This is a genomic window from Stappia sp. G46H5W (assembly GCF_058448995.1).
The window spans coordinates 332,465-358,711 of the sequence record NZ_JBZFLL010000001.1; the positions used below are offsets into that span (position 1 = coordinate 332,465).

A 26,247-nucleotide genomic window follows, 5' to 3' on the forward strand; every position below is an offset into this window, starting at 1 on the left:
CTCATCGGATCAGGCAGGCACACGCTAGGGTGCCGAAAAGGCTGACGATGAGACGGCGATGCGGTCCTTTGTCAGCCCCGCGGGAAGAAGCGCGGGGCGGAGACAGGTCCGCGTTTGTTGTGATGGAAGTGATCGTAAGGCATCGACTTCCCCTCTCTGGCGTGATTCCTGAGCGGAATAACAGCACCTAACGGGCCGCACGGCAACCCGGTCCGGCGTGCCTGCGGCCAGACCTGCGGCAAACGGCCTAGGCCAGCTGCTCCGCACTGGCGAAGGCCGTAGCGAGAACATCGCCCCCGCCATGTTTGGCGATGGCCGCCTCCAGCGCCTTTTCGTAATCGGGCCGGGCCGCCGTCAGATGCGCGCGGCCCTTGTCGGTCAGCACCGTGTAGACGCCGCGCTTGTCGTCCGGGCACAGGTCCCGAATGGTGAGGCCGCTGCGTTCCAGCCGCTCGACCATCCGCGAAACCGAGCTCTGGTTGAGCTGCAGATGGGCCGCCAGCTCCTGCATGCGCAGCTCGCTTTTCGGCGCCCTTTCGAGCGCCTCCAGCGCGCGATAGTCCGACAGGCCGATGCCGTACTGGTCTTGCAGGATCCTGCCCAGCTCGGCCTCGACAGTCGCAACCGACTGGACCAGCCGGAGCCAGAGATCGCCTCTTGCGGACATGCGCAATTCTCCCGGACGAAGGGTGACGGATCTGAAGCATGTATGCTCATGCAACAACGCTTTCAAGCTTCGTTCCCATCCATGCCCCCCGCCCAGGCCTCGGCCCCCTGCCTCAACCTAGCTCTTGTGCGGCCGGTTGCCGAAGCTTGCGAAGGGCAACAGGCTGTCGCCGACAGTGAGCTTGCTCGCCGCCGGCACGCGCCAGGTCAGCGGGTCCTGGGCGAACAGCCGATAGGTCCCGCGATAGTCGAAGCCGTGGGCTGCCGCCTCCTCGCGGTCGGCGGCAAAGAGCACCTGCGCGATGCCGGAATAGTGGGCGCTCATGTAGCACAGCGCGCAAGGCTCTCCGGAGGCCAGCAGCGTCGTCCCGTGCAGGTGAGTCGTGCCATGCCGGCGGCAGGCGTCGCGGATCGCCTCCACCTCGGCATGGGCGGTCGGGTCGTGATGCTCCCGGACGCGGTTGACACCGCGTCCGAGAACCACGCCGTCCCGGTCGACGACAAGGGCCGTGAAGGGAATGCCGCCGTCGTGGACATGCTGCACGGAGAAGGCGACCGCCTCCTCCATGAGCTCGGTGAGGCGTGCGGGGGTCATGCCGCCTCGCCCTGCAGCTTGGCGCTGTCGGCGAGCTTCAACCAGACGACGCCGACGATGATCACCGCCAGCCAGAAGGTCTGGATCAGCGTCAGCGGCTGGTCGAGCAGTGCGCTGCCGAAGCCCGCCGCGCCGACCGAGCCGATGCCGGCCCAGACCGCATAGCCGATGCCGACGTCGATGGTCCGCAGGGCGGCGCTGAGGAAATACAGCGTCAGCAGGAAGAAGACGACGGCCGCCACCGACCAGCTCAGTACGGTGAAGGCCTGGCTGCCGCCGACGCTGAGCGCGTAGCCGATCTCGAAGATGCTGGCCAGCAGGAGCATGCCCCATGCCGCGCCGACGCTCTGGGTGTTCTTGTTCGTATCCATGGTGTTCGGTTCCTTTGATCGGGAGAAACTGTTCGGGAGGACGTGCCGCGCCTTATGCCGCGCCGCTGAGGCGCAGGCCGACGACGCCGCCGATGACGAGGATCATGCCCAGCGCCTTCTTTGCGTTCAGCGTCTGGCCGAAGAACATCGCTCCGAGGATGACGATCCCGACCCCGGAAACCGACGTCCAGATGGCGTATCCGACGCCCACGTCGAAGGTGAGCAGCGCAAGGCTCAGGAAGAAGGTGGCGATGGCGCCGCTGACCAGCGTCGCGATGGTCCACCACAGGCGGGTGAAGCCCTTCGCGTTGCCGGCGCTGATTGCGACCGCGATCTCGAAGACGACGGCGATTCCAAGATAAAGCCAGCTCATTTCATGCATCCTTTGATGAGTGAGGAATGGTGTTTGGTGGGTTGGGGAGGGCAAAACCCGGTCAGAGCGGCAGCTCCGCCTGGCTGGAGCGGTCCGGGGTGCCGGCACCGCGTTCGAGCTCGTCCAGTGCCTGAACCAGCTCGTCCATGGGCGGCGTTCCCCGGAACACCCGGTCGCCGACGACGATGGTGGGGACGGAGGTGATCTCCATGTCCTCGCGGGCATGGCGCAGCGCCTCGCGGTGACGCTCCGCATAGGCGCCGCTGTCGAGCGCCCGGCGCGCCTCGGCGGGATCCAGCCCCGCCTGCCCGGCCAGCTCGACCAGCACGTCGGGATCGCCGATGTCGCGGTTGTCCTGGAAGAAGGCCCGCAGGACCTCCATCGAATAGGCGTGATCCGCCCCGCGGTCCTGGGCCAGCGCCAGCAGCTCGAAGGCCTTGCCCGTCCGCGGCTGCGGCGAGATCGTCGGCAGCCGGATCGGCACCCCGAGCCTTTCGGCCTGCGGATAGACCGCGGCCTTCCAGATCGCCGGCAGATAGGGATCCTCCGGCCGCAAGGTCGGCACCGGCTCGGGCCGCAGCTCGAAGGCCCGCCAGGAGATGCGCCAGGAGGCAGGGACGTCCCTGCCCTTGATGGCCTTCGACAGCACCTGTTCCGCCAGCAGGCAGAACGGACAAACATAGTCGGAATAGACGGTTACGGTGTTCACTTCACACCCCTCCATTTGCTTGCATGTACATGCATTAAACTGGAAGCATCCTCACTGTCAATATATATGCATGCGCAAGCATATTTTTTTGAGCGGCCCTCCGGTGAACCGGCCGCGCCCCGTGAAGCGCCGGACGTGGGTGCGCGCGGTGCGCGACTGGCGGCCAGGGCGGCAGCGCTTAGCGCCCCTTGCGTCAGACGTGACCGGGATCGCACCTATCGGGGATGCGTTGAAGTGAGGGAATTTTCATCGTCTTGATCACCGCAGGTGATCAGGCCTGCCGGCAGGAACCGCCGGCGGCCGGCGCCGCCCGACAGCGTGGCAGGCTCAGAGCCTTTGCCTGAGCTGCCCGTCCTCGCCGAGGAACTCCAGGACCTTGCGCACCCGTGCCACGTCCTTCAGGTCCGGATGGATCAGGATCCAGAGCGGGATTCCCAGCTCCTCGACCACCGGCCCGCAGCGGCGCAGGCCCTCGTCGGCATCGCCGAGATAGCAGGGCAGCACCGCCCGCCCCGCGCCGGCTCGCACCGCCGCGTGGATGCCGAGCGTCCCCTCGACCTCCATTGCTGCCTCCCTGGCGCCCTGCCGGCGCAGCCAGCGCTCGTACTGGGCGTAGTTCATGGAGGCGGCCGGGCCGATCCACGGCAGCCCGGCATCGTCCTCGATATGCGCGGGCGCATACACCGCCTGCCGGATCGTGCCGAGATTGCGCCCGAACAGGTGCGGCTCCGGAGCGGTGGTCGGACGCACGGCGATATCCGCCTCGCGCCTTGCCAGATCGTGCAGGTCGTTCGACAGCCTGACCTCCAGCGAGATGGCCGGGGTCTCCTGGCGAAACCGGGTAAGCGCACCCGCGATCAGCCCGGAAAACAACGCATCGGTCGTTGTCAGGGTGACCAGTCCCTCCGCCCGGCGGTCGAGATCAGCAAGCTCGCGCTCGGTCGTGACGGCCAGCTCCTCGAAGGCCTTTGCCGCGGCCACGACCGCCTCCCCGGCCTTGGTCAGCGCATATCCGTTGCGGTGCCGGTCGAACAGCCGCGTTCCCAGCCGTTCCTCTATCGCGTTGAGCCGGCGGAACAGCGTCGCATGGCTGCGCCCGGACTGGCGGCCGGCCAGCGTCAGCGACCCGGCGCGGGCGATCTCCAGCACCAGGCGATAGTCGCTCCAGTCGAGCCGATCTTGCAAAACTGCAAACTCTGTCTGCGATATCGACCGTAACCCTATCATTTTCGCAAGGTAAGCTGAAGCGACCGTCCATTGTCAGAGGAAGCCCACATGCATGTTCGCATCATCCAGGCCCATCCCGATCCGGGATCCTTCAACGGCGCCCTGTCCCGCGCGGCCACACAGGCGCTGAGCCGCGACGGCCACACGGTCAGCCTTCAGGACCTCTACGCCTCCGGCTTCGATCCGGTCGAAAAGGGCGCGCATTACACCAACAGGCATAATGCAGCCGCGTTCGTCCCGCTCGCCGAGCAGCGCCACGCCTGGCAGAGCGGCAGCGTCCCGGCGGACGTCCTCACCGAGATTGCCGAGCTGGAGCGCGCCGACCTGCTCGTGCTCCAGTTTCCGCTGTGGTGGCACGGCCCGCCGGCAATGCTGAAGGGCTGGTTCGACCGGGTGTTCCTGAGCGGTGGCCTCTACACCAGCCGCATGCGCTACGACGCCGGCTATTTCCGTGGCCGCCGCGCCCTGCTCAGCGTCACAACCGGCGCGCCGGAGAGCGCTTTCGGGCCGGGCGCACGCGGCGGCAACTTCGCCACGATGCTCTGGCCGCTGCACTACTCGCTGCACTATCTCGGCTTCACGGTCCTGCCGCCCTTCACCGCCTGCGGGGTGCAGGGGCACGGCTATTCCTACGAGGACGAGAGCACCCAGAAACAGCGCCTAGGCTCGGTTCTTGAGGCCTGGGGAGCACATGTCGCAAGCGCGGAAACCCTCCCCGCGCTCCCCTTTCCCGGCTGGCAGGACTGGGACGCGGCCGGCCAGCCGCTGCGCACTGAGCACGCGGCGCGCGGCTGACGAGGCTTCTCCCCCTACCCGCCGAGGCTTGCGGCGACCACCAGGTCCGCGGCCGCCGGAGAGCAGGCGATGGGCGTGTCGTGCAGGATCGCCAGCCGGGTCAGCGCCATCAGGTCGACATCGCTGGTGTGGTGGCCGTGCGGATCGGCGAAGAAGATCACCGCGTCCAGCTCGCCGGTGGCGATCAGCGCACCGAGCTGCTGGTCGCCGCCATGCGAGCCGCGCTGCAGCCGCTGGATGGCAAGGCCGGGCACGGCGTCCAGCAGCATGGCGCCGGTGCCGCCGGTCGCCACCAGCTTCTGCCGGCGCAGCACCTCCGCATGCCGCCCCACCCAGGCGCGCAGATGCGCCTTGCGGGCATTGTGGGCGACCAGCGCGATACGGCGCGGCGCGGTGGAGCGGCGGCGCGCCTCCAGCGTCAGCGACAGGATCGCCCGCACCTGCGCGGCCAGGTCGCCTTCGGGGGCCGCGAACTGGCCCTTCAGCGCCGCCGTGCCGACGGTGAAGCCGGCGGCGCCCGCCTCCGCCACCTCGACGATGCGCGCCGCCCGGTCAATGCTGCCGGCCATGATCACCGGCTTGTCGCAGGCGGCGCACACGCTGCGCATCAAGGCCGGCACGTCGCCGGCGAAACGGTAGGCGAGCAAGTCCAGCCCGTGCACGCTCTCCAGCTCGGCCAGCGCCCGGGCGCTTGCCGTTATGCTCTCGATGGTTCCGGCCAGCACGCTCGGATGGCCGACGATCTCGCCGGGAAACGGGTAGTAGCGGATCGGATGCGCCTTCAGGAGCGGGGCCACCTCGGCCGGCCGGGTGCCGCCGAGCAGGCAGTCGACTTCGAGGCCGATGGCCGCGCGCGCCGAACGCAGCTCGCTCTGCGCATCGAGGCTCACCACCTCCAGATAGACCCGCCCGCCGGCGGCGCGAATGTCGCGGGCGAGCCCCTGCAGCTCCTCGAAAGGCAGGCCCACATCCTTGAACCCGATATGCCTTGCGCCGCCCGCCAGCACCTCGTCCAGCCGGCGGCGGGCATCGGGGACGGTGCTGTCGTCCTCCGTCAGCATGAAGATGAAATCGAAGGCCATCGACGCACCTGTCCCCTTGAAGTCTGCGGCCGGCGCCCGCCGGGCGCCGGTGCTGTCGCTCCCGCGACTCCGCATGTCGCTTTGAAGATATCGACGGGAGGCGGCGCGAACCAGTGTACTGGGAGCAGGCCCGTAAGCGAGCCCTGTCCCCCGAACGCGCAAACGGAGCGCCCGCGATGTCCCAGGAAGACGATCTCGATCTCAGGTCGCTGTCCGACGAGGAACTCGTCGAGCAGATGCATGACGATCTCTATGACGGCCTCAAGGACGAAATCGTCGAGGGCGTGGAGATCCTGCTGGAGCGCGGCTGGACGCCCTACGCGATCCTCACCGAGGCTCTGGTCGAAGGCATGCGGATCGTCGGCGTCGATTTCCGCGACGGTATTCTCTTCGTGCCGGAAGTGCTGATGTCGGCCAATGCCATGAAGGCGGGCATGGGGCTGCTGCGCCCGCTGCTGGCCGAGACCGGCGCACCGAAGGTCGGCAAGATGGTCATCGGCACCGTCAAGGGCGACATCCACGACATCGGCAAGAACCTCGTCTCGATGATGATGGAGGGCGCCGGCTTCGAGGTGATCGACATCGGCATCAACAACCCGGTCGAGAACTACCTGGCGGCCATCGAGGAGCACAAGCCGGACATTCTTGGCATGTCGGCCCTCCTGACCACCACCATGCCCTACATGAAGGTGGTCATCGACACGATGGTCGAGAAGGGCATCCGCGACGACTACATCGTCATGGTCGGCGGTGCGCCGCTGAACGAGGAGTTCAGCCAGGCCATCGGCGCCGATGCCTACGGGCGCGATGCCGCCGTCACCGTGGAACTCGCCAAGGACCTGATCGCGCGCAAGCACAACCAGCTGGCGGCGCGGGCGGGCTGAGCCATGCAGGCGGTGCTTCCGGGCGCGGGCGGAACCGGGACGGCAGCAGCCGCCCCGCTCCTTCCTGATGCGCCCGGCATCGCCCGCGAAAAGGTGCTGGTCATCGCCTGCGGCGCGCTCGCGAGGGAAATCCTCGCCATCATTGATGCCAACGGCCTTGCCCATGTGGAGCTGCAATGCCTGCCGGCGCAGCTGCACAACCGCCCGGAGAAGATCCCCGCCGCCGTGCGCGCCGAGATCCGCAAGGCGAAGCGCGACCACACCCGCATTCTCGTCGGCTATGGCGATTGCGGCACCGGCGGCCTGCTCGACAAGGTTCTGGCCGAGGAAGGGGTGGAGCGGATCGAGGGCGCCCATTGCTACGCCTTCTTCGCCGGCCTCGATGTCTTCGACGCGGAAGCCGAGGCCGAGCCCGGCACCTTCTACCTCACCGATTTCCTCGCCCGCCATTTCGAGACGCTGGTGATCCGCCCGCTCGGGCTCGACACCTATCCCGAGCTGCGCGACGCCTATTTCGGCCACTACACCCGCCTGCTCTATCTGGAACAGGCGGCGGATCCGGAAATCGAGGCGCGCGCCCGCGCGGCAGCCGAGCGGCTCGGCCTTGCCTATGCCAAGCGGGTCACCGGCTACGGCCTGCTGGAAACCCGCCTCACCACGATTGGCACCTGATCCCGCGCACCCGTCGCCGCTTTGCACGCATCTGTTGCATCCGTGTCATTGCGCGCTAGCCAGCGCGTGCTAGAAGCGCTGTCCCGGCGGCACGGACGGGTCTGCGTGGCATGAGCCGCAGGACCGGTCCCCTCATCTCATCCAACGGGCCGGAAAGGGCCCAGCCTCGCGACAGAGGACGACCTCCCGTGAGCAATTTTTTCGAAAGCCCCTTCAAGGGCAAGCTGCTGAGCGAGCAGGTGACCAACCCCAACATTTCGGTCGGCCGCTACAGCTACTACTCCGGCTATTACCACGGCCATTCCTTCGACGACTGCGCCCGCTACCTGATGCCCGACCGCGACGATGTCGACCGGCTGGTCATCGGCAGCTTCTGCTCCATCGGCACCGGCGCCTGCTTCATGATGGCGGGCAACCAGGGCCATCGGATGGACTGGATCTCCACCTTCCCGTTCTTCTTCATGTCCGAGGAGCCAGCCTTCGCGGATGCGGAGACCGGCTACCGTCCGTCCGGCGACACGGTCGTCGGCAATGACGTGTGGATCGGGGCGGAAGCGATGATCATGCCCGGCATCCGCATCGGCCACGGCGCGATGATCGGCAGCCGAGCCGTCGTCACCAAGGATGTCGCCCCCTACACCATCGTCGCCGGCAACCCGGCGCGCGAGATCCGCAAGCGCTTCTCCGACGAGGAGATCGCCATGCTGCTCGAGATGGCGTGGTGGGACTGGCCGATCGAGCGGATCGGCCGCGAGATGCGCACCCTGTGCTCGGGCGACATCGCCGCCCTGCATGCCCGGTGGAAGGCGGACCCGGACGGCACAGCCAAGGCCTGAGTCTCCGCGCATCGCGCATGCCCTGCACACCGACAGGCACGCCCGCCGGGAGCGAAAGCCCCCGGCGGGCGTGTCGCTTTCGAGCGCCCGTCTGCCGCTTTCCTCGTGCCCGCCGAAAGCCCGTGTTTCCGCGCGTCCCGCCGCTGTCGCTTTCTGACTTTCCGGTGTCGTCTGTGCACCGATGAGATGGCCGGCCGAAGGCATCATGATGCTTGAAAGCGCGGGAACGAGAGGCGTTCCCGACCCGGTTTGCAGGGCTTTTCCGTGGCGCAAAAAACCATCGTCTACTGGCGTGACATCCCGGCCCAGGTGCTGGTCCGGGCCGGCCGCGCCAGCGCCCGCCGAGAGCTGCCCGAACGTTTCATCCAGGCTGTCGACCGCTGCGCCATGCGCGTCGGCGCCAAGGACAGCGATGCCTATCTGGCCGAGTGGCGGCGGGGCGATCCCGTCGCGGTCGGCGACGATCTCGAGGCCGAAGCGGAGGCGGCGCTTGCCGCGCTTGTCGAGGCCTATCCGCCGGAGCGGCTTGCGGCGCTCGTCGCAGCCGAAGGCTTTGATGCAGCCGCCTCCCCCTCTCCCGACCACGCCAGCACGGGACCGGCGACATGACCGACCACCGCCTCAACGATTTCGGGCGCCTTGCCGCCTCCACGGAAATGTCGCCCCGCCAGGTGGTGGAGAAGCCGGAGCTGCTCCGTCTTGTCCCCGCCGGCACGCGCCTTTACCTCACCGATCTCGGCAATGTCGGGGAGGACGACATCGTCCGCGCCGCCCGCACGGTCACCGATGCCGGTCTCGTCCCGGTGCCGCACATGGCCGCGCGCCGCTATCCCTCGCTCGTCGCCTTCGAGTACCGGCTGACCCGCCTCGTCGCCGAAGCCGGCGTGCGGGAGGTGCTGGCCATTGCCGGCGAGGCGCCGACGCCCGGTCCCCTCACCTCCTCCGTCGCGATGATCGAAACCGGGTTGTTCGACCGGCTCGGCATTACCCGCATCGCGGTCGCCGGCCATCCGGAGGGCGCGCCGGAGATCTCGCGCGAGACCATCCGTGCCTTCCTGCTGCGCAAGCACGAGCTCGCGGCTAAGAGCGACGCCGAATTCCACATCGTCACCCAGTTCGGCTTCGATCCGCAGAAGGTCAGCCTCTGGCTCGACGAGATCGCCGCCTGGGGCAACCGCTTCCCCGTGCATATCGGCGTCGCCGGCCCGGCCAAGATGACCACGCTGCTGAAATACGCCGCCTTTGCCGGGGTGGAGAACTCGCTCTCCTTCCTGAAGAAGCGGGGCGGCGCCGTCGTCTCCATGCTGTCGGGCTACGATCCGGAGACCATGGTCGGCCCGCTGGAGTTGCGCATCCAGACCCAGCCCGAGACCCGGCTGCAGCAGATCCATGTCTTTCCCTTCGGCGGCCTGACCAAGACGGCCGACTGGCTGGGCGCCCGCGGGAGCTGGACGTTTCCCGCCGCTGGCACCGCGACTTACCCCGCAGAGGTAGCTCAATGACCCGTACCATCGTTGCCTCGGCCACCCGCGAGATCGTCATCGGCTTCGACCAGCCGTTCTGCGTGATCGGCGAGCGGATCAACCCGACGGGCCGCAAGAAGCTCGCCGCCGAGATGATTGCCGGCGACTTCTCCACCGTCGAGAAGGATGCGCTCGCGCAGGTCGCCGCCGGCGCCACCATGCTCGACGTCAATGCCGGCGTCACCGCCGTCAATCCCAATGAGACCGAGCCGCCGCTGCTGGTCAGGACGCTGGAGATCGTCCAGAGCCTCGTCGACGTGCCGCTGTCCATCGACAGTTCGGTGACCGCCGCCATCGAGGCGGGGCTCAAGGTCGCCAAGGGCCGCCCCCTGGTGAACTCTGTCACCGGCGAGGAGGAAAAGCTCGAGGCGATCCTGCCGCTCGTCAAGAAATACAACGTCCCCGTCGTCGCCATTTCCAACGACGAGACCGGCATTTCCGAAGACCCGGACGTGCGCTTCGCGGTGGCGAAGAAGATCGTCGAGCGCGCCGCCGACTACGGCATTCCCGCCCATGACATCGTCGTCGATCCGCTGGTCATGCCGATCGGCGCCATGGGCAGCGCCGGCCAGCAGGTCTTCCGCCTGCTCCGCCGGTTGCGCGAGGAGCTGAAGGTCAACACGACCTGCGGCCTCTCCAACATCTCGTTCGGCCTGCCCCACCGGCACGGCATCAATGCCGGCTTCATCCCGATGGTGATCGGCGCCGGCATGACCAGCGCCATCATGAACCCCTGCCGCCCGCAGGAGATGGAGGCGGTGCGCGCCGCCAACGTCCTGACCGGCAACGACCCCAACTGTTCCGACTGGATCATGACCTATCGCGACTACAAGCCGGGCGCGGAAGGTGGCCCGGCCGCCGCCCCCGCCGCCTCGGGCAGCTCGGGACGGCGCGGCGGACGCGAGGGACGACGGCGGGCCAGCGCTTGAACCAACGAGCGACAGCGAGGACGGGCGAGGCCATGAGCGAGACGCCCGAAACGGCGAAGGTTGTTTTCCAGCCGAGCGGCCGGCGGGGCACGTTCCCGCTCGGCACGCCGCTGCTGGATGCCGCGCGCGCGCTCGGCGTCTATGTGGAATCCGTGTGCGGCGGGCGCGGCATATGCGGCCGCTGCCAGGTCTCCGTCTCCGAAGGCGCCTTCGCCAAGGAACAGATCGTCAGCACGGCGGACCATCTCGGCCCGGTGACCGACGCGGAAGCGCGTTACGTCTCCCTGCGCAGCCTGCCGGAAGGCCGGCGCCTATCCTGCCAGGCCGCGATCCTCGGCGACATGGTGGTCGACGTGCCGATGGAGGCGCAGACCAACCGTCAGGTGGTGCGCAAGCGCGCCGAGAATGTCACCGTCGCCCCCGACAGCGCCATCCGCCTTGTGACCGTCGAGGTCAGCGAGCCGGACATGGAGCAGCCGCTGGGCGACGGCGACCGGCTGCTCGCCGCCGTTGCCGAAGCGTCCGGACTTTCCGGCCTCAGCCTCGACCCGCCGCTCTTGCCGAAGGTTCAGAAGGTGCTGCGCGCCGGCCACTGGCGCGTTACCGCCGCCATCTGGCAGGACGACGGCTTTCCGCCGCGCGTTACCGCCCTGTGGCCGGGCGAGAAGACGACCGTCTACGGCCTTGCCGTCGATATCGGCTCCACCACCATTGCCGCGCATCTCTGCGATCTCGCCAACGGGCGCACGGTCACCTCGGCCGGCACCTCGAACCCGCAGATCCGCTTCGGCGAAGACCTGATGTCGCGCGTCTCCTATGTGCAGATGAACCCGGCGCGCCTGCCCGATCTCGTCTCGGCGGTGCGCGCCGCCGTCGATGCGCTGGTCGCCAAGCTGGTCAATGATGTCGGCGCGACCCGCGAGGACGTCATGGACGCCGTCTTCGTCGGCAACCCGATCATGCATCACCTCTTCCTCGGCATCGATCCGACGGAGCTGGGCGGCGCGCCCTTCGCCCTTGCCGTGTCGGGCGCCGTGCATGTCCCCGCCTCCGAGCTCGGGCTGGAGCTCAATCCCGGCGCGCGCGCCTATATCCTGCCCTGCATCGCAGGCCATGTCGGCGCGGATGCCGCCGCCGCCGCGCTCTCCACCCGCCCGTTCGAGGCCGAAGCCCTGACCCTCGTCGTCGACATCGGCACCAATGCCGAGATCGTGCTCGGCAACCGCGACCGGCTGCTTGCGGCCAGTTCCCCCACGGGTCCGGCCTTCGAGGGCGCGGAGATTTCCTGCGGCCAGCGCGCGGCGCCCGGCGCCATCGAGCGCATCCGCATCGATCCGGTCACGCTCGAGCCGCGCTTCAAGGTGATCGGCCTCGACGAATGGTCGGACGATCCGGAGTTCGCGGAAAAGAAGGACCAGGTCGGCGTCACCGGCATTTGCGGCTCCGGCATCATCGAGGCGGTTGCCGAGCTCTATCTTGCCGGCGTCATCACCGTGGACGGGCTGATCGACGGCGCGCTCGCCGAGCGGTCGTCGCGCGTGGTGCAAAAGGGGCGGACCTTCGCCTATGTGGTGGCGAGCGAGGGCATCGAGCTCACCATCACCCAGACCGACATCCGCGCCATCCAGCTGGCCAAGGCCGCGCTCTATGCCGGCATCCAGCTGCTCTCCGACAAGCTCGGCAATCCTCCAATAGAGCGCATTCGCCTTGCCGGCGCCTTCGGCAGCTATATCGACACCAAATACGCGATGATCCTCGGGCTGATCCCCGATTGCGACCTTGCCCATGTCTCCAGCGTCGGCAATGCCGCCGGCACGGGCGCGCGCATGGCGCTGGTCAATCGCGGCGAGCGGCGCACGGTCGAGCGCGTCGTGCGCGAGATCGAGAAGATCGAGACCGCGCTGGAGCCGCGCTTCCAGGAGCATTTCGTCAACGCGATGGCGATCCCCAACAAGGTGGATCCCTTCGTCAAGCTGCGCGAGGCGGTGACCTTGCCCGAGCCGCGCGCGGCCGGCGAAGGCTCGGAGGAAGACGGTGATGGCGGGCGCAGGCGGCGCCGGCGGCGCGGCTAAACCACGCATCGAGCGCCGCCGGCAGCGGCGGCGTTCCAGTTCGCCGAACTAGCGGTAGCCGTCGTCGAACAGGTTCCGGCGGTTCTGCCAGATCTTCTCGCCGATCAGGCAGTCATAGGGCGCGGGCGCGGCAAACTGCGCCGGCACCACCGGCGGGCGGGCGTCCTGCAGCGGGTGCTGCCAGAGATCGAGCCAGGGATCATCGGGCGGCGCCAGTCCGCCGATCTCCAGCACCAGCTTGCGGCGCACCGCCTCGGGGAACTGATCCCAGCCGTTGACCGGCACCACGAAGGCGCCCGGCCCGCCGATCACGCAGCGCCGATAGTATTCGTCGAGATCGGGGATGCCGAAGATGTGGGCGAACCCGTCGGTCGTCATCATCGGCAGGCCGTTGATGGTGATGCCCCGGCTCACCGCCGCATCGCGCAACTCGGTCACCGGCGGGCCCTGGTTGTTCGGCCCGTCGCCGGACACATCGATCACCAGCCGCTCGGCGCTGTAGGGCACCGCCTGCAGCATCGCCATGCCGCGCATCAGCGCGCCGGAAATCGAGGTGCGCCGCTCGGCGATGCTCTCCTGTTCCAGCAGCCGCGCGGCAACGCCCTGCGCGTCCGCCTCGCTCTCGATGATCGTCCAGGACACGACCTCGCGTCCGTGAAAGTCCCCGGCCCATTCGAAGATCGCGATGCCGATGCGCCCGTGCGGGCCTTGCGAGATCGCCCGCAGCACCTCGCGGCTGGCGATCGCTTCGGCATAGCCCCTGCGCTGGATGGCCAGTTCCTCGCGGGACATGGATCGGGACACGTCGATGGCCAGCACCAGCGCGACATCGACAGGCTCGCCGGTCGCCGTCGCCGGCTGTGCCCGTGCCGGCTGGGCAGCGGCGAGCGCCAGCCCCGCGGCCAGCAGCAGCGCCGCGGCAGGTATCGATCGGACAACGGCGCCTGCTCTCCACCTCATTGCAAAAGCCTAACGGAAGATCGCGGCAACGCCAGCGCACAGTCGCGTGATCGCGGGAACAGGCAGACCGGCATTCTCGCCTGCCGCAGCAAGGCTTGCCGGGCTTTTGCGGTGCCGTCCCCAGTCGTCCACTGCCGATGCGGCTGCCCTTGCAGGTTGCACTGGCACCCCGTGCAGCACAGTCCTAGGATCGCCGCATGACCCGTTCAGCTCGCATCTACATCACCGGCGCCTCCTGCGCCGGCGTCACCACGCTCGGTGCGGCACTCGCCGCCCGTCTCGGCGTCTCCCAGTTCGATGTCGACGACTATTACTGGCTGCCGACCGATCCGCCCTTCACGCAGAAACGCCCGCCGCAGGACCGCGTGCGCCTGATCGCCGCCGACATGGCGGAAGTCGAGCAGGCAAAGGGCCGCGGCTGGGTGCTGACCGGCTCGTTCGACGGCTGGGGCGATGCCCTGATCGAGGAGGTCGACCTCATCGTCTTCGTGGCGACGCCGACGCCCCTGCGGCTGGAGCGGCTGATGGCGCGCGAGCGCCAGCGCTACGGCACCCGCATCGATCCGGGCGGCGACATGCACGAGATCCACACCGCTTTTGCCGCATGGGCCGCCGGCTACGACACGCCCGGCTTTTCGGGCCGCAACCGCGCCCGCCACGAGGACTGGCTTAGCGCCCAAACCGCCCCCGTCCTGCGCCTCGACGGCAGCCGGAGTGTCGAGGAGCTGGTGGAGAGCGTTGTGGGGCAGCTTGAGGGGTGAGAACTGAGCCTCAACACCCGCGTTCGGAGGAAGGTGCGAACTCGATATGGTCGAAGGCGGCGCGGGCGCCGCAGTGATAGGCCTTGCAGGTCCAGTCGCGGTCGACCATGCGGACGCTGCGGTCCTCACCGATCAGGATATCCAGCTGGCACTCCCCGACACCGTCGATCCTTTCGGTGTAGCGCCACCCGCCGGACATCACTTCCGCCATGCCGCTGAGATTGCACATATGCGCGCCCCGGCTCTGCACCGAGCTCACCACGATCTCCGCCTGCGAAGGCGAAACCATCCTGATCGTCAGCGACGAGTTGCCGTCGTCGTAACAGGCCCCGGCGGGTACGGCCGGCGCGGCGGCGGCCGACGCATCGCCCCGGCACGGGGCGTAATGAACCCTCGAAAGATCCCGGTCCAGCCAATCGAGCGACAGGACCGCACCGCTCTCCGTCTTTCGCCAGGTCCAGGCCTGACGGTCCCGCCATTCCTCGCCTTCTCCCCGGCAGGACAGCTCGATCTCGGCTTTCGTCCTGTCGGCATTCGCTCTTACCGAGACGAAATCGCACTTGCCTTCATGGAACTCGGTCCGGTCGCGGAACACCCGCATCCTGATATCGGCGTCGGCGGGCGAACAGGAGGGCCTCTCGCCCGGCTTGACGATTTGCCATAGCCCCAGGAACTGCGGCGGCAAGGTGTCCTGGGCAAGCGCGGAACCTGCAACGGCGGCCAGCGCCGCACCGCCGAGAATGGCCGCCGCAAAGCGATGTGCTGGTGTCACCGTGCCCCTCCCCGGCCAGATCTCCCCTCGCCGGCCATATTGGCGGAGACCGGCCATCCGGCACAAGTCCAGTCCCGAGCAGCCTGCCCGCCTGCCGCTTACCCCCTTCTGCGCCGCCGCCTGCCGCCCTCGCCGTCACCGCCCTCCGCGGGAGCAGAGGCCGGCGGGGAGACCAGCGGGCCGATGCGGGCGACGACCTCCTCGACACTCGGGCGCGTGCCCTTCTCATACCCGTCGAGCGCCTGGCGCATCGCCGCCAGATGGGCGTAGGACGTGCCGCAGCAGCCGCCGATGATGCGGGCGCCGGCATCGACCGCCAGCCGCGCATAGTCGGCCATCAGCTCGGGCGTGCCGGTATAGACCACCTCGTCGCCGCGAATGACCGGGATGCCGCAATTCGCCTTGGCGATGACGATGGCGTCCGGATGATCGCGGGTGATCTCCAGCACGGCGGCGAGAAGGTCGGAGGCGCCGACGCCGCAATTCGAGCCATAGGCGACGGGCGCGCAGGAAAACTGGCCGGCAAGATCGCCCAGGCCGCTCGGCGGCAGGCCCATCATCGTGCGCCCCGCCGTATCGAAGCTTGCCGTCACCACGAAGGGCATGCCGACCTTGGCGGCGGCTTCCGCGGCCGCGCGCATTTCCTCCGGCGCCGACATGGTCTCGATCCAGGCGACATCGGCGCCGCCCGCCTTCAGCCCTTCCGCCTGCTCGGCGAAGGCCTCGACCGCCTCCTCATAGGTGAGCGCGCCGAGCGGGGCGAAGAGCTCGCCCGTCGGGCCGATGGAACCGCCGACGATCACCTCGCGCCCGGCCTCCGTCGCCACCTCGCGGGCCAGCTCCGCCGCCGCCTTGTTCAGCTCGTGCACACGCCCTTCCAGCTTGTGCAGCTTCAGCCGGTGGCGGTTGGCGCCGAACGTGTTGGTCAGGATGATATCGGCGCCGGCTTCCACGAACTTGCGGTGCAGGGTGCGGATCTTCTCCGGCTGGGTGACGTTCCACTCCTCCGGCGGATCGCCGGAGGTCAGCCCCATGTCGAAGAGGTTGGTGCCCGTCGCGCCGTCGGCAAGCAGCGTGCCCTTTTTCGCGAGGAGTTCGTCAAGCTTGCTCATGGTTCTGCCCTGTTGCCGTCATGGCGTGTTGCTGTTGCGCAAAGTGTACCGCGCTGCGTCTGTTTTCGGCCTCGCATCAACGTACCTCTGCGGCGCGCCCCGGCGACTGTTTTCGTCATCCCGGGCAAGGCGGAGCCGCGACCCGGGACCGGAGAGGCACCATGGTCGTGGGGACCTCCCGGAGCGCACCCCATACGCTCCCGACTCCCCGATCCCGGCTCTGCGGCCGGGATGACGCCCGAGAGGCCGGAGCGCGGACCCGCGCGCCTCAACTCCGCGGCTTGAGGTTCTGCGGGTCGTAGAGCGGCGCGTAACCGACGCCTGCGACCTCGACCGGAAACTCTTGCGAAAAATACTCCACGCTGAGCTTCTGACCTAGCCTGGCATAGTCGTGCGGCAGGTAGGCGAGCGCGATGTTCTTGCCCACTGTCGGGCCAAAGGCGATCGAGGTCGTGTAGGAGAGCCGGCCCAGCGCATCGACTAGGGTCTTGCCGGTCGCCGGGTCGATCACCGGCAGCGAGCCGACCGGATAGCGCGGCGTGCCGCTCGCATCCACATTGTCGGTCATCACCAGCGTGCACAGCATCGCCGGCTGATGCTCCCGCGCCCGGTATTCCAGGTGCTTCGCCTTGCCGCGGAAGTCGGCCTCCTTGACCTTGGGACGGGCAAGATCCGCCTCGTAGAGGTTGTACTGGGTCAGCAGGTCGGCGTTCTGCAGGCGCAGCGACTTCTCCATCCGCCGCGAATTGGCGTAGGTCTCCACGCCCGCCGCCATGACGCCGAGCGCCCGCAGCGCGTCCCAGACGGCCAGCCCGTCCTCGTAAGGCATGTGCAGCTCCCAGCCCTGCTCGCCGACATAGGAGAGCCGCAGCGCTGTCACCTTGCGCCCGGCGATATCGATCTCGCGGATCGCCGCGAAGGGGAAGTTTTCCGGCTCGAGGCCTGCCGGATCAGCGACTGCCTGCTTCAGCTTCTCGCGCGCATTCGGGCCCCAGATGCCGATGGTGGTGTAGCGCTCGCTGACATCGGTCACCGTCACGTCGAGCCCGCGGTCCTGCGCCGTCCTTCGGACATAGTGGAGGTCGCGCGGGCCGGCATCGGCGCCGTCGATGATGCGGCAACGGTCGGCCAGGCGGATCACGGTGAGGTCCGCCCGCACCATGCCCTCGTCGTCGAGGAAGTGGGTGTAGATGCCCTTGCCGATATTGCCGTCGCCACCGATCTTCGCCGCGCACAGCCATTCCAGCAGCTCCACATGGTCCGGGCCCTCGACCTCGAACATGTAGAAATGCGAGAGGTTGATGAGCGCGCAGTCCTCGCTCATGGCGAGGTGCTCGGCATTCGACACGCGCCAGAAGTGCCTGTTGTCCCACTCGTTTTTCCGCTCGGGCACGCGGTCGCCGTATTTTTCAAGCAAGTGCTCGTTGGCCGCGTAGCCATGGGCGCGCTCCCAGCCGCCGAGCTCCATGAAGTGGCCGCCGAGCTCCACTTCGCGCTCGTAGAACGGCGAGCGTTTGACGTTTCGTCCGGTCGCGTAGGGCTCGCGCGGATGGATCGCGGGGAAGTAGATCTTCTGCGCCGCCTCGCGGCAGCGCCCCTCGATGAAATCCTCGGTCAGCTGGTGCGCATAGAAGCGGGAATAGTCGATGGAGGCATGGTCGATGCCGGTGCGCCCGTCGGTGATCCAGTCGGCGAGCAGCTTGCCGTAGCCCGGCCCGTCCTTCACCCAGATCGCGACGCAGTACCACAGGCCGCGCACCTTCTGGCTCTCGCCGCAGGACGGCCCGCCGGCGGCGGAGACCTGCAGCAGCCCGTTGAACGAGTGGCTCTCGTTGTAGCCGAGCTCGCCGAGGATCGGCGTCAGCTCCATCGCCCGTTCCAGCGGGCCGATCACCTGCTCCATCTCCAGGTCGCGCTGCGAGGGCGACAGGCGCGCCTCGTGCTTTTCCAGCAGCTCGCGCGGGTGGCACAGGCGCGGCTCGTCGGTCTCGTAATAGCCCCACTCGATCTGGCCGCCTTCGGTGGTCTTCGGGTCGCCCGTGTCGCGCATATAGGCGGAGTTGCCCTGGTCGCGCAGCAGCGGGTAGCCGATCTCCTTGCCGGTGCCCTCGAACTCGGTATAGGGCCCGAAGAAGGTCAGCGGATGATCGACCGGCATGACGGGAAGGTCCTCGCCGACCATCTCGGCGATCAGACGCCCCCACAGGCCCGCGCAGACGATGACGTGGTCGGCGCGGATCGTGCCGCGATGGGTGACGACGCCGGCGATCCGCCCGTCCTCAACGATCAGCGATTGCGCCGGCGTGTTGGCGAAGGCCTTCAGCCGGCCGGTCTTCTCGCCCTCGTCGACCAGCTTGCCGGCGACCGTCTGCGAGCGCGGCACGACAAGGCCCGCATCCGGGTCGAACAGCCCGCCCTGGACCATGTCCTCCTCGATCAGGGGGAACTTCTGCTTGATCTCGGCCGGCGTCACCAGATGGGCGCGGGTGCCGAAGGCCTTGGCGGAGCTCGCCTTGCGCCGGATTTCCTCCATCCAGGTGTCGTCGCCGGTGCGCGCCACTTCCAGCCCGCCAATGCGCGCGTAGTGGCCCATCTTCTCGAAGAAATCGATGGAATACTGCGTCGTCCAGACCGACAGGTAGTCGTGGCTGGTCGTGTAGCAGAAGTCGGAGGCATGGGCCGTCGAGCCGATATCGGTCGGGATGCCGGACTTGTCGATGCCCACGACATCGCTCCAGCCGCGCTCCAGCAGATGATGCGCCACCGACGCACCGACGATGCCGCCGAGGCCGACGATGACGATTTGTGCCTTGTCCGGGAACGCCGACATTGTCCACCCTTTTCGCAATCGAATCCGCAAGCCGGCGGCCCGCCGGCGCGCCATTTGCGGGCAGTATCGCCACGATTTGCGGCCCCCGATGGCCTGATTGCGTCATGCCACCATCCCCGCGACGACACGCGGGCGCAAAGATGAGGCGACTTCCCCCTCCCCGGTTGCATGACGCTTTTAGAGAAACCGACGACGCTTTCGCGCCGCAGACGCGCCGCCCCCCGTCGCACAGTGGCAGTCGGAAAACGGCCAACGGCAGTTATGCACAAAGGGCTTGCAGCGCATGAGTGACCAGGAAGCGCGCGCCGGACGGCGCGGCCGGGCGGCGAGAACGGAAAAGCGGCGCGGATCGCAGGCGGCCGGCGCCCTGCCCTACATTTCCCGCAACCTGCCGGTCTACGACATCCTCAGCGACGAGGGCGCCGAGCTGATCGAGGCCAATGCCGACCGGCTGCTGGCCGAGATCGGCCTTGAGTTCCGCGACGATCCCGAGACCATCGCGATCTGGAAGGCGGCCGGCGCCGACGTTGCCGGCGAGCGTGTGCGCTTTCCCAAGGGAATGCTGCGCGAGCTGATCAAGACCGCGCCCTCGCAATTCGTCCAGCATGCGCGCAACCCGGAGCGCAACGTCGTCATCGGCGGCAACAATACCGTGTTCGCGCCGGTCTACGGCCCGCCCTTCGTCACCGATCTCGACAGCGGCCGGCGCTACGGTACGATCGAGGACTTCCGCAATTTCGTGAAGCTGTCCTACGCCTCGCCCTGGCTGCACCATTCGGGCGGCACGGTGTGCGAGCCTGTCGACCTGCCGGTCAACAAGCGGCATTTCGACATGGTCTACGCGCACCTGAAATACTCGGACAAGCCGTTCATGGGCTCGGTCACCGCGCCGGAGCGGGCGCGCGATTCCGTCGCCATGGCGGAGCTGGTCTTCGGCAAGGAGTTCGTCGACCAGAACTGCGTGATGATCCAGCTGATCAACGCCAACTCGCCGCTGGTCTACGACGCGACCATGCTCGGCGCGTTGAAGGTCTATGCGGCGGCCAACCAGGCCTGCATCGTCTCGCCGTTCATCCTGGCCGGCGCCATGAGCCCGGTCACGGTCGCCGGCACCCTGGCGCAGGTGCTGGCCGAGGCGCTGGCCGGCTGTGCGCTGACCCAGCTCGTGCGCCCGGGCGCGCCCGTCGTCTTCGGCGCCTTCGTCTCATCGATCTCGATGCAGTCCGGCGCCCCCACCTTCGGCTCGCCGGAGGGCAGCCTCCTGCTCAACGGCGCGGCGAAGCTTGCGCGCCGCGCCGGCCTGCCCTTCCGCTCCGGCGGCTCGTTCACCTCGTCGAAGACCCCGGACGCCCAGTCGGCGCAGGAGTCCGCGCAGACCATCCTGGCAACGCTGGTGTCGGGGGTGAACTTCTGCCTGCATGCGGCCGGCTGGCTGGAGGGAGGCCTGTGCTCCTCCTACGAGAAGTTCGTCATGGATGCCGACCAGCTCGGCATGATGCACGTGCTGGCCAAGGGCATCGACCTGTCGGAGGAAGCCCAGGCGATGGACGCGCTGGCCGAGGTCGGCCCCGGCGGCCACTTCCTCGGCGCCATGCACACGCAGCGCAATTTCGAGACCGCCTTCTACCGTTCGGAGATCGCCGACAACAACTCCTACGAACAGTGGAGCGCCGATGGCGGGCTCGACGCCGCCTGGCGGGCGAACCGGAAGTGGAAGCAGATGCTCGCATCCTACGAGGCTCCGCCGCTCGATCCGTCTATCGACGAATCTCTGATCAGCTTCATGGCTAATCGAAAAGCTGAATTCCCGGACAGCAACGTCTAATCACAGTCTATCTTGCGAATACGAAACGGGGTCTGGCTATTTCCGCCAGACCCCTCGAAAATAGAGCAAATCTCTGACTTTCTCGGGCGCTCTTCGGCACGGCATTCTTCGCTGCGCTGCAAGAGCGCTTTGTTTTTTCACTCAGATTTTAATATTTTTTCCACAGATGCCCTTCCCATCCCTGTCATTTTTTGCTTATGTACGGTCACCAACAGGGCAAAACAGCGGACCAAAAGAGTTCGCGAGAGGGGAAAAGGAGCGAACGCGCCGTTAACTCGGCGCGAATGCATTCCCCTTGCCTGCATTTTGCTTAGGGGCAACAATGACAGAATCAAGGGGCGCTGCCGTCCGCTACGAAAATGTTCAAAAGAGCTATGATGGCGAGACGCTCGTCGTAAAAAATCTCAATCTAGATATTCCGCCTGGCGAGTTCCTGACCATGCTGGGCCCGTCGGGCTCGGGAAAGACCACCTGCCTGATGATGCTGGCGGGGTTCGAACCTGCCACCCATGGCGAGATCTTCCTGAACGACAACCCGATCAACAACGTGCCGCCCCACAAGCGCGGCATCGGCATGGTGTTCCAGAACTATGCGCTGTTCCCGCATATGAGCGTTGCGGAGAACCTCGCCTTCCCCCTGCAGGTGCGCGGCATCGGCAAGGCGGAGCAGGAAGAGAAGGTGAAGCGCGCGCTCGACATGGTCGAGCTCGGCGACTTCGGCTCGCGGCGCCCGGCACAGTTGTCCGGTGGCCAGCAGCAGCGCGTTGCCGTGGCCCGCGCCCTCGTCTTCGAGCCGGAGCTGGTGCTGATGGACGAGCCGCTGGGTGCGCTCGACAAGCAGCTGCGCGAGCAGATGCAGTACGAGATCAAGCACATCCACGAGAATATCGGCGTCTCCATCGTCTACGTGACGCACGACCAGACCGAGGCGCTGACCATGTCGGACCGGGTCGCCGTGTTCAACGACGGGGTGATCCAGCAGCTTTCGACGCCGGATGAGCTCTACGAGAACCCGCAGAATTCCTTCGTGGCGCAGTTTATCGGCGAGAACAACAAGCTCTCGGGCACCGTGACCGAGGTTTCCGGCTCCGATTGCAAGGTGCGGCTGGACGACGGGACCGAACTGGCCGCCGAGGCGGTCAATATCGAAGGCGTAGGCTCACGCACCACCATCTCTCTGCGCCCCGAGCGCGTCGAATTCGACACCGACCAGTCGATGGACAACCTCGTGAAGGGCCGCATTGAGGAAATGATCTATCTCGGCGACCACATCCGCGTGCGGATGAACGTCGCCGGCAACACGGAATTCATTGTCAAGGTTCGCAACCGCGGCCAGAGGCGCGACCTGCGAACCGGCCAGACAGTGGAGATCGGCTGGGCAGCGTCCGACTGCAAGGCGCTCGACGCCGTCGGCTGACGCAGCCCGATCGACCAGCTGTGGCGCCCGTCAGGGCCGCCGCGACCAAAGCCGGGACCCCATGTCCCGCACCCAACTCAAAACAAGGGGAACTACATGACCTTCAAGACGCTTCTTCTAGCAAGCGCTGCAACGGCGATGATGACGACCGGCGCCAGCGCCATCGACCTCACCATCGTCTCCTGGGGCGGGGCCTATTCCAACTCGCAGAACGAGGCCTATCACAAGCCCTACATGGCCGAAAATCCGGACGTGACGATCATCAACGACGAGAGCTCGAACGAGGCGGTCGCCAAGCTGCGCGCCATGAACGAGGCCGGCAACCTGACCTGGGACCTCGTCGACGTGCTCGCCTCCGATGCCATCCGTCTGTGCGACGAGGGCCTCGCCATGGAGGTCAACCACGACGAGGTGCTGGCCCCGGCGCCCGACGGCACGCCGGCTTCCAAGGACTTCGGCGACCTGATCGTCGCCGACTGCTTCATCCCGCAGATCGTCTATTCCACGACCTTCGGCTACCGCACCGACGTCGAGGCGTGGAACGGCAAGGAGCCGGACGACATCTGCGACGTCTTCGACCTGGAGACCTTCCCGGGCAAGCGCGCGCTGGAAAAGCGCCCGATCAACAACATGGAATGGGCCCTTCTGTGCGACGGTGTCGCCAAGGAAGACGTCTATGAGATGCTGGAGACCGAGGAAGGCGTGAACCGCGCCCTCGCCAAGCTGGACACGATCAAGGACCAGACCGTGTGGTGGTCGGCCGGCGCCGAGACGCCGCAGCTGCTCGCCGACGGCGAAGTGGTGATCGGCTCCACCTACAATGGCCGCCTGTTCTCGCTGATCGAGGAGCAGGACCAGCCGGTCAAGATGCTCTGGGATGCGCAGGTCTTCGACCTCGACGGCTGGATCGTGCCGGCCGGCCTGCCGAAGGAGCGCCTCGACGCGGTGATGGAGTATCTGCGCTTCGCCACCGACACCCAGCGTCTCGCCGACCAGGCCAAGTACATCTCCTACGGCCCGGCCCGCGACTCCTCGGCGCCGCTCGTCGGCAAGCATGCCGAGCTCGGCATCGAGATGGCTCCGCACATGCCGACCGACCCGGCCAACTCCAAGAACACCTTCCTGTTCAACTACGAGTGGTGGGCCGATTACCGCGATGACCTGGACGCCAAGTTCCAGGCCTGGCTCGCCAGCTAAGGCGGCTTGAGGCGGGTGGCGGTGCAGCTGCCGCCCGCCGACGCGATTGCCGCGGCGGATGTTCCGCCGCGGCGCCGATGGGGCGATCCGCCGCCCTGCCTGCCTCCCGACAAGCCTGCAGACGCGCTCCGGCGTGCTCCCTCGCGTGCTTGTCCGGATACAGGCCGCTTCTTCCGGTGACCACGGAAGGCGCCTTCGCGGCCGCTTCTTGCGGCTCTGTCCCGGCCCCTGGGCCGCCCGCCTGCTGCCCGGCCGCTTTCGGCCGGCCGCAGGGCCGAGGCCCCTCCATTGCCGGATGACCCAACACGGACGACACGTCCCGAACGGACAGCGAGCATGACGACAACCGACACAGTCTCCAGGGCCGCCCCGCCGGCCGACCCGCCGCCGCAGCCGCAGGTGCTCACCACCCGCGACGGCACCCCGCTCAAGGTCAGCCTGATGCGAGCCCTGCGGCGAGAGAAGATGCGGGCGCTGCTGCTGATCGCGCCGCTCCTGCTGTTCATCGTGCTGACCTTCGCCGCGCCGATCGCCGACATGCTGTTCCGCTCGGTCGAGAACGGCATCGTCGCCGACACGCTGCCGAGGACCGTCGAGGCGCTGGCCGACTGGGACGAGACCTCCGGCGAGGCGCCCGGCGAGCCGGTCTTCGCGGCCCTTCATGCGGACCTCCTGATCGCCACTGAGGAAAAGACCCACACGCGGCTCGGCTCGCGGCTCAACTACGAATCCTCCGGCATGTCGAGCCTGTTCCGCAAGACCGGCCGGCGCGCCGACCGGATGGACGATGCCGAGCCTTACAAGGCCCAGTTCATCGACATCGACAAGGACTGGGGCGATGTCGCCACCTGGCGGGTGCTCAAGCGCTTCTCGCCCGAGCTGACCTCCGGCTACTTCCTCAATGCGGTCGACATGCAGATGACGACCGACGGCGTCGAGCTGAAGCCCGAGAACGAGCGGATCTACCTGTTCCTGTTCGCCCGCACGCTGTTCCTGTCGCTGACCATCATGGCCTGCTGCCTGCTGCTCGGCTATCCGATCGCCTATCTGCTGGCGGCACTGCCGGCGCGCACGTCGAACCTCTTGATGATCCTGGTTCTGCTGCCGTTCTGGACCTCGCTGCTGGTGCGCACCTCCGCCTGGAAGGTGCTGCTGCAGCAGCAGGGCGTCATCAACGACTTCCTGGTGTGGACCGGCCTTGTCAGCGATGCCGGCCGCCTCGTCATGATCAACAACCAGACGGGCACCATCATCGCGATGACGCACATCCTGCTGCCCTTCATGATCCTGCCGCTCTATTCGGTGATGAAGACCATCTCGCCCACCTATGTGCGGGCGGCCAAGAGCCTTGGGGCGACGGACTGGACCGCGTTCTGGCGGGTCTACTTCCCGCAGACCGTGCCTGGCATCGGCGCCGGGTCGATCCTCGTCTTCATCCTGTCGATCGGCTACTACATCACGCCGGAGCTGGTCGGCGGTACCAGCGGCATCTTCATCTCCAACCGCATCGCCTATCACATCTCGTCGTCGCTCAACTGGGGTCTGGCGGCCGCGCTCGGCGTGCTCCTGCTCGCCGCGGTGATGCTGCTCTTCTACGTCTACGACAAGATCGTCGGCATCGACAACGTGAAGCTCGGATAAGGAGAAGACCACACATGAGCGCCCTTCCCTCCTATGCTTCCGCCGGCCAGCGCGCCTGGTACTACGGCTTTCGCGCGATCTGCGGGATGATCTTCTTCTTCCTGATCTTCCCGATCCTGATCATCGTGCCGCTGTCGTTCAATGCGGAGAACTTCTTCACCTTCACGCCGCAGATGCTGGCGCTGGATCCGGCCGGCTATTCTCTGAAGCACTACGAAGACTTCTTCACCAACCCGGACTGGCAGCAGGCGTTGCGCAATTCCTTCGCCATCGCGCCGGTGGCGACGCTGCTCGCCACCGTGCTCGGTACGCTCGCCGCCATCGGCCTGTCCCAGAGCCATGTGCCCTGGCGCTCGGCGATCATGGCGGTGCTGATCTCGCCGATGATCGTGCCGCTGATCATCTCGGCCGCCGGCATGTACTTCTTCTACTCGCGCATCGGCCTGCAGGGCACCTATCTCGGCGTCGTGCTCGCCCATGCCGCCCTCGGCACGCCGTTCGTCATTATCACGGTGACGGCGACGCTGGTCGGCTTCGACCGCAGCCTCGTGCGCGCGGCGGCGAGCCTTGGCGCAAATCCGGTGACAACTTTTTTCAAGGTGCAGATGCCGCTGATCGTGCCCGGCGTCGTCTCCGGCGCGCTCTTCGCCTTCATCACCTCCTTCGACGAGGTGGTCGTGGTCCTGTTCCTCGGCTCGGCCGGCCAGAAGACCCTGCCCTGGCAGATGTTCACCGGCCTGCGCGAACAGATCTCGCCGACCATCCTCGCCGTCGCCTCCCTGATGGTCGCGATCTCCATCGCCCTGCTGACCGTTCTGGAGCTCTTGCGGCGGCGTTCGGAGCGATTGCGCGGGCTGACGCCCTCCTGACGCGATTTCGAGACGGCGCTCTCGAAAATCAGGCGAATTGAGACGGAATTTCGCAAAATCCGTCTCGAAACGAAAAACCCCGCAGCTTCAAAAGGTTGCGGGGTTTTTCGTGTATTTACGGTCGTTTTC

The 26,247-nt window shown here is 67.2% G+C and carries 25 protein-coding genes; 14 read left to right on the forward strand and 11 right to left on the reverse strand.

Going from position 1 to position 26,247, the window contains the following annotated elements; translation table 11 throughout:
- Nucleotides 1–247: 247 nt before the first annotated feature.
- The 6 genes from ACVJ6E_RS01290 to ACVJ6E_RS01315 form a co-directional block, all read right to left on the reverse strand.
- Nucleotides 248–667 carry a MarR family transcriptional regulator gene (locus ACVJ6E_RS01290; protein ID WP_120270803.1) on the reverse strand — a complete coding sequence of 140 codons (420 nt, stop codon included), beginning with the start codon at nucleotides 665–667 and terminating at the stop codon, nucleotides 248–250.
- 117 nt (nucleotides 668–784) lie between these two features.
- Nucleotides 785–1,261 carry a nucleoside deaminase gene (locus ACVJ6E_RS01295; RefSeq protein ID WP_208996895.1) on the reverse strand — a complete coding sequence of 159 codons (477 nt, stop codon included), beginning with the start codon at nucleotides 1,259–1,261 and terminating at the stop codon, nucleotides 785–787.
- Nucleotides 1,258–1,632 carry a DMT family transporter gene (locus ACVJ6E_RS01300; protein ID WP_120270802.1) on the reverse strand — a complete coding sequence of 125 codons (375 nt, stop codon included), beginning with the start codon at nucleotides 1,630–1,632 and terminating at the stop codon, nucleotides 1,258–1,260. Before ACVJ6E_RS01300 ends, ACVJ6E_RS01295 begins: the two co-directional genes overlap by 4 nt.
- 52 nt (nucleotides 1,633–1,684) lie before the next feature.
- On the reverse strand, nucleotides 1,685–2,005 hold the full coding sequence (locus ACVJ6E_RS01305) for a DMT family transporter (protein WP_097174015.1): 321 nt from the start codon (nucleotides 2,003–2,005) through the stop codon (nucleotides 1,685–1,687).
- 61 nt (nucleotides 2,006–2,066) lie between these two features.
- Nucleotides 2,067–2,714 (reverse strand): DsbA family oxidoreductase, encoded by a 648-nt coding sequence (locus ACVJ6E_RS01310; protein ID WP_120270801.1) that lies wholly within the window; start codon nucleotides 2,712–2,714, stop codon nucleotides 2,067–2,069.
- Between the two features lie 327 nt (nucleotides 2,715–3,041).
- Nucleotides 3,042–3,899: a LysR family transcriptional regulator gene (locus tag ACVJ6E_RS01315; protein WP_199681559.1), complete on the reverse strand. Its 858-nt coding sequence runs from the start codon at nucleotides 3,897–3,899 to the stop codon at nucleotides 3,042–3,044.
- 90 nt (nucleotides 3,900–3,989) lie between these two features.
- Here ACVJ6E_RS01315 and ACVJ6E_RS01320 point away from each other — a divergent pair, with 90 nt between their 5' ends.
- On the forward strand, nucleotides 3,990–4,736 hold the full coding sequence (locus ACVJ6E_RS01320) for an NAD(P)H-dependent oxidoreductase (protein WP_120270799.1): 747 nt from the start codon (nucleotides 3,990–3,992) through the stop codon (nucleotides 4,734–4,736).
- Between the two features lie 14 nt (nucleotides 4,737–4,750).
- Here ACVJ6E_RS01320 and ACVJ6E_RS01325 read toward each other — a convergent pair whose 3' ends face one another.
- Nucleotides 4,751–5,818, reverse strand: coding sequence for a methylglyoxal synthase (locus ACVJ6E_RS01325; protein WP_120270798.1), 1,068 nt, complete (start codon nucleotides 5,816–5,818; stop codon nucleotides 4,751–4,753).
- A gap of 176 nt (nucleotides 5,819–5,994) precedes the next feature.
- Here ACVJ6E_RS01325 and ACVJ6E_RS01330 point away from each other — a divergent pair, with 176 nt between their 5' ends.
- The 7 genes from ACVJ6E_RS01330 (at nucleotide 5,995) to ACVJ6E_RS01360 (ending at nucleotide 12,734) form a co-directional block, all read left to right on the forward strand.
- Nucleotides 5,995–6,702: a cobalamin B12-binding domain-containing protein gene (locus tag ACVJ6E_RS01330; RefSeq protein ID WP_120270797.1), complete on the forward strand. Its 708-nt coding sequence runs from the start codon at nucleotides 5,995–5,997 to the stop codon at nucleotides 6,700–6,702.
- Between the two features lie 3 nt (nucleotides 6,703–6,705).
- Entirely contained in the window at nucleotides 6,706–7,374 is a 669-nt protein-coding gene (locus ACVJ6E_RS01335; protein ID WP_120270796.1) for a DUF1638 domain-containing protein, read from the forward strand.
- 188 nt (nucleotides 7,375–7,562) lie between these two features.
- Nucleotides 7,563–8,210 carry a type B chloramphenicol O-acetyltransferase gene (gene catB / locus ACVJ6E_RS01340; RefSeq protein ID WP_120270795.1) on the forward strand — a complete coding sequence of 216 codons (648 nt, stop codon included), beginning with the start codon at nucleotides 7,563–7,565 and terminating at the stop codon, nucleotides 8,208–8,210.
- Nucleotides 8,211–8,474: 264 nt separating this feature from the next.
- Nucleotides 8,475–8,819 carry a virulence factor gene (locus tag ACVJ6E_RS01345; RefSeq protein WP_067340388.1) on the forward strand — a complete coding sequence of 115 codons (345 nt, stop codon included), beginning with the start codon at nucleotides 8,475–8,477 and terminating at the stop codon, nucleotides 8,817–8,819.
- Nucleotides 8,816–9,712 (forward strand): methylenetetrahydrofolate reductase, encoded by an 897-nt coding sequence (locus ACVJ6E_RS01350; RefSeq protein ID WP_120270794.1) that lies wholly within the window; start codon nucleotides 8,816–8,818, stop codon nucleotides 9,710–9,712. Before ACVJ6E_RS01345 ends, ACVJ6E_RS01350 begins: the two co-directional genes overlap by 4 nt.
- Nucleotides 9,709–10,662, forward strand: a complete 954-nt coding sequence (locus tag ACVJ6E_RS01355) for a methyltetrahydrofolate cobalamin methyltransferase (protein WP_120270793.1) — start codon at nucleotides 9,709–9,711, stop codon at nucleotides 10,660–10,662. Before ACVJ6E_RS01350 ends, ACVJ6E_RS01355 begins: the two co-directional genes overlap by 4 nt.
- 32 nt (nucleotides 10,663–10,694) lie before the next feature.
- Complete coding sequence (locus ACVJ6E_RS01360; RefSeq protein ID WP_120270792.1) at nucleotides 10,695–12,734, forward strand: ASKHA domain-containing protein; 2,040 nt, start codon at nucleotides 10,695–10,697, stop codon at nucleotides 12,732–12,734.
- 48 nt (nucleotides 12,735–12,782) lie between these two features.
- Here ACVJ6E_RS01360 and ACVJ6E_RS01365 read toward each other — a convergent pair whose 3' ends face one another.
- Nucleotides 12,783–13,694 carry a DUF1194 domain-containing protein gene (locus tag ACVJ6E_RS01365; RefSeq protein ID WP_120270791.1) on the reverse strand — a complete coding sequence of 304 codons (912 nt, stop codon included), beginning with the start codon at nucleotides 13,692–13,694 and terminating at the stop codon, nucleotides 12,783–12,785.
- A gap of 197 nt (nucleotides 13,695–13,891) precedes the next feature.
- Between ACVJ6E_RS01365 and ACVJ6E_RS01370 the strand changes: the two genes are divergently transcribed.
- Nucleotides 13,892–14,455 carry an ATP-binding protein gene (locus ACVJ6E_RS01370; RefSeq protein WP_491676387.1) on the forward strand — a complete coding sequence of 188 codons (564 nt, stop codon included), beginning with the start codon at nucleotides 13,892–13,894 and terminating at the stop codon, nucleotides 14,453–14,455.
- Between the two features lie 10 nt (nucleotides 14,456–14,465).
- On the opposite strand, the gene ACVJ6E_RS01375 is transcribed toward ACVJ6E_RS01370, so the two are convergent.
- The 3 genes from ACVJ6E_RS01375 to ACVJ6E_RS01385 form a co-directional block, all read right to left on the reverse strand.
- On the reverse strand, nucleotides 14,466–15,227 hold the full coding sequence (locus tag ACVJ6E_RS01375) for a hypothetical protein (protein ID WP_120270789.1): 762 nt from the start codon (nucleotides 15,225–15,227) through the stop codon (nucleotides 14,466–14,468).
- 98 nt (nucleotides 15,228–15,325) lie between these two features.
- Nucleotides 15,326–16,339: a betaine--homocysteine S-methyltransferase gene (gene bmt, locus ACVJ6E_RS01380; RefSeq protein ID WP_120270788.1), complete on the reverse strand. Its 1,014-nt coding sequence runs from the start codon at nucleotides 16,337–16,339 to the stop codon at nucleotides 15,326–15,328.
- Nucleotides 16,340–16,607: 268 nt separating this feature from the next.
- Nucleotides 16,608–19,169 carry an FAD-dependent oxidoreductase gene (locus ACVJ6E_RS01385; RefSeq protein ID WP_120270787.1) on the reverse strand — a complete coding sequence of 854 codons (2,562 nt, stop codon included), beginning with the start codon at nucleotides 19,167–19,169 and terminating at the stop codon, nucleotides 16,608–16,610.
- Between the two features lie 283 nt (nucleotides 19,170–19,452).
- Here ACVJ6E_RS01385 and ACVJ6E_RS01390 point away from each other — a divergent pair, with 283 nt between their 5' ends.
- The 5 genes from ACVJ6E_RS01390 (at nucleotide 19,453) to ACVJ6E_RS01410 (ending at nucleotide 26,118) form a co-directional block, all read left to right on the forward strand.
- Nucleotides 19,453–20,994 carry a trimethylamine methyltransferase family protein gene (locus tag ACVJ6E_RS01390; protein ID WP_120270786.1) on the forward strand — a complete coding sequence of 514 codons (1,542 nt, stop codon included), beginning with the start codon at nucleotides 19,453–19,455 and terminating at the stop codon, nucleotides 20,992–20,994.
- Between the two features lie 322 nt (nucleotides 20,995–21,316).
- Nucleotides 21,317–22,411: an ABC transporter ATP-binding protein gene (locus ACVJ6E_RS01395; RefSeq protein ID WP_120270785.1), complete on the forward strand. Its 1,095-nt coding sequence runs from the start codon at nucleotides 21,317–21,319 to the stop codon at nucleotides 22,409–22,411.
- Nucleotides 22,412–22,507: 96 nt separating this feature from the next.
- A complete protein-coding gene (locus ACVJ6E_RS01400) occupies nucleotides 22,508–23,608 on the forward strand; it encodes an extracellular solute-binding protein (protein ID WP_120270784.1) in 1,101 nt (366 codons plus the stop codon).
- Between the two features lie 336 nt (nucleotides 23,609–23,944).
- Complete coding sequence (locus ACVJ6E_RS01405) at nucleotides 23,945–25,249, forward strand: ABC transporter permease (RefSeq protein WP_120270783.1); 1,305 nt, start codon at nucleotides 23,945–23,947, stop codon at nucleotides 25,247–25,249.
- Between the two features lie 14 nt (nucleotides 25,250–25,263).
- The gene (locus ACVJ6E_RS01410; protein ID WP_120270782.1) at nucleotides 25,264–26,118 is read left to right on the forward strand and encodes an ABC transporter permease; all 855 of its coding nucleotides are present in this window, start codon (nucleotides 25,264–25,266) and stop codon (nucleotides 26,116–26,118) included.
- Nucleotides 26,119–26,247 lie beyond the last annotated feature (129 nt).

Excerpts from the sequence above, each read along its gene's own strand:
- ACVJ6E_RS01355 (WP_120270793.1), top strand. The coding sequence starts at position 9,709 with ATGACCCGTACCATCGTTGCCTCGGCCACCCGCGAGATCGTCATCGGC.
- ACVJ6E_RS01350 (WP_120270794.1), top strand. The coding sequence starts at position 8,816 with ATGACCGACCACCGCCTCAACGATTTCGGGCGCCTTGCCGCCTCCACG.
- ACVJ6E_RS01290 (WP_120270803.1), bottom strand. The coding sequence starts at position 667 with ATGTCCGCAAGAGGCGATCTCTGGCTCCGGCTGGTCCAGTCGGTTGCG.
- ACVJ6E_RS01325 (WP_120270798.1), bottom strand. The coding sequence starts at position 5,818 with ATGGCCTTCGATTTCATCTTCATGCTGACGGAGGACGACAGCACCGTC.
- bmt (WP_120270788.1), bottom strand. The coding sequence starts at position 16,339 with ATGAGCAAGCTTGACGAACTCCTCGCGAAAAAGGGCACGCTGCTTGCC.
- ACVJ6E_RS01390 (WP_120270786.1), top strand. The coding sequence starts at position 19,453 with ATGAGTGACCAGGAAGCGCGCGCCGGACGGCGCGGCCGGGCGGCGAGA.
- ACVJ6E_RS01295 (WP_208996895.1), bottom strand. The coding sequence starts at position 1,261 with ATGACCCCCGCACGCCTCACCGAGCTCATGGAGGAGGCGGTCGCCTTC.
- ACVJ6E_RS01370 (WP_491676387.1), top strand. The coding sequence starts at position 13,892 with ATGACCCGTTCAGCTCGCATCTACATCACCGGCGCCTCCTGCGCCGGC.
- ACVJ6E_RS01330 (WP_120270797.1), top strand. The coding sequence starts at position 5,995 with ATGTCCCAGGAAGACGATCTCGATCTCAGGTCGCTGTCCGACGAGGAA.
- ACVJ6E_RS01400 (WP_120270784.1), top strand. The coding sequence starts at position 22,508 with ATGACCTTCAAGACGCTTCTTCTAGCAAGCGCTGCAACGGCGATGATG.
- ACVJ6E_RS01300 (WP_120270802.1), bottom strand. The coding sequence starts at position 1,632 with ATGGATACGAACAAGAACACCCAGAGCGTCGGCGCGGCATGGGGCATG.
- ACVJ6E_RS01320 (WP_120270799.1), top strand. The coding sequence starts at position 3,990 with ATGCATGTTCGCATCATCCAGGCCCATCCCGATCCGGGATCCTTCAAC.
- ACVJ6E_RS01385 (WP_120270787.1), bottom strand. The coding sequence starts at position 19,169 with ATGTCGGCGTTCCCGGACAAGGCACAAATCGTCATCGTCGGCCTCGGC.
- ACVJ6E_RS01305 (WP_097174015.1), bottom strand. The coding sequence starts at position 2,005 with ATGAGCTGGCTTTATCTTGGAATCGCCGTCGTCTTCGAGATCGCGGTC.
- ACVJ6E_RS01410 (WP_120270782.1), top strand. The coding sequence starts at position 25,264 with ATGAGCGCCCTTCCCTCCTATGCTTCCGCCGGCCAGCGCGCCTGGTAC.
- ACVJ6E_RS01365 (WP_120270791.1), bottom strand. The coding sequence starts at position 13,694 with ATGAGGTGGAGAGCAGGCGCCGTTGTCCGATCGATACCTGCCGCGGCG.
- ACVJ6E_RS01335 (WP_120270796.1), top strand. The coding sequence starts at position 6,706 with ATGCAGGCGGTGCTTCCGGGCGCGGGCGGAACCGGGACGGCAGCAGCC.
- ACVJ6E_RS01405 (WP_120270783.1), top strand. The coding sequence starts at position 23,945 with ATGACGACAACCGACACAGTCTCCAGGGCCGCCCCGCCGGCCGACCCG.
- ACVJ6E_RS01395 (WP_120270785.1), top strand. The coding sequence starts at position 21,317 with ATGACAGAATCAAGGGGCGCTGCCGTCCGCTACGAAAATGTTCAAAAG.
- ACVJ6E_RS01360 (WP_120270792.1), top strand. The coding sequence starts at position 10,695 with ATGAGCGAGACGCCCGAAACGGCGAAGGTTGTTTTCCAGCCGAGCGGC.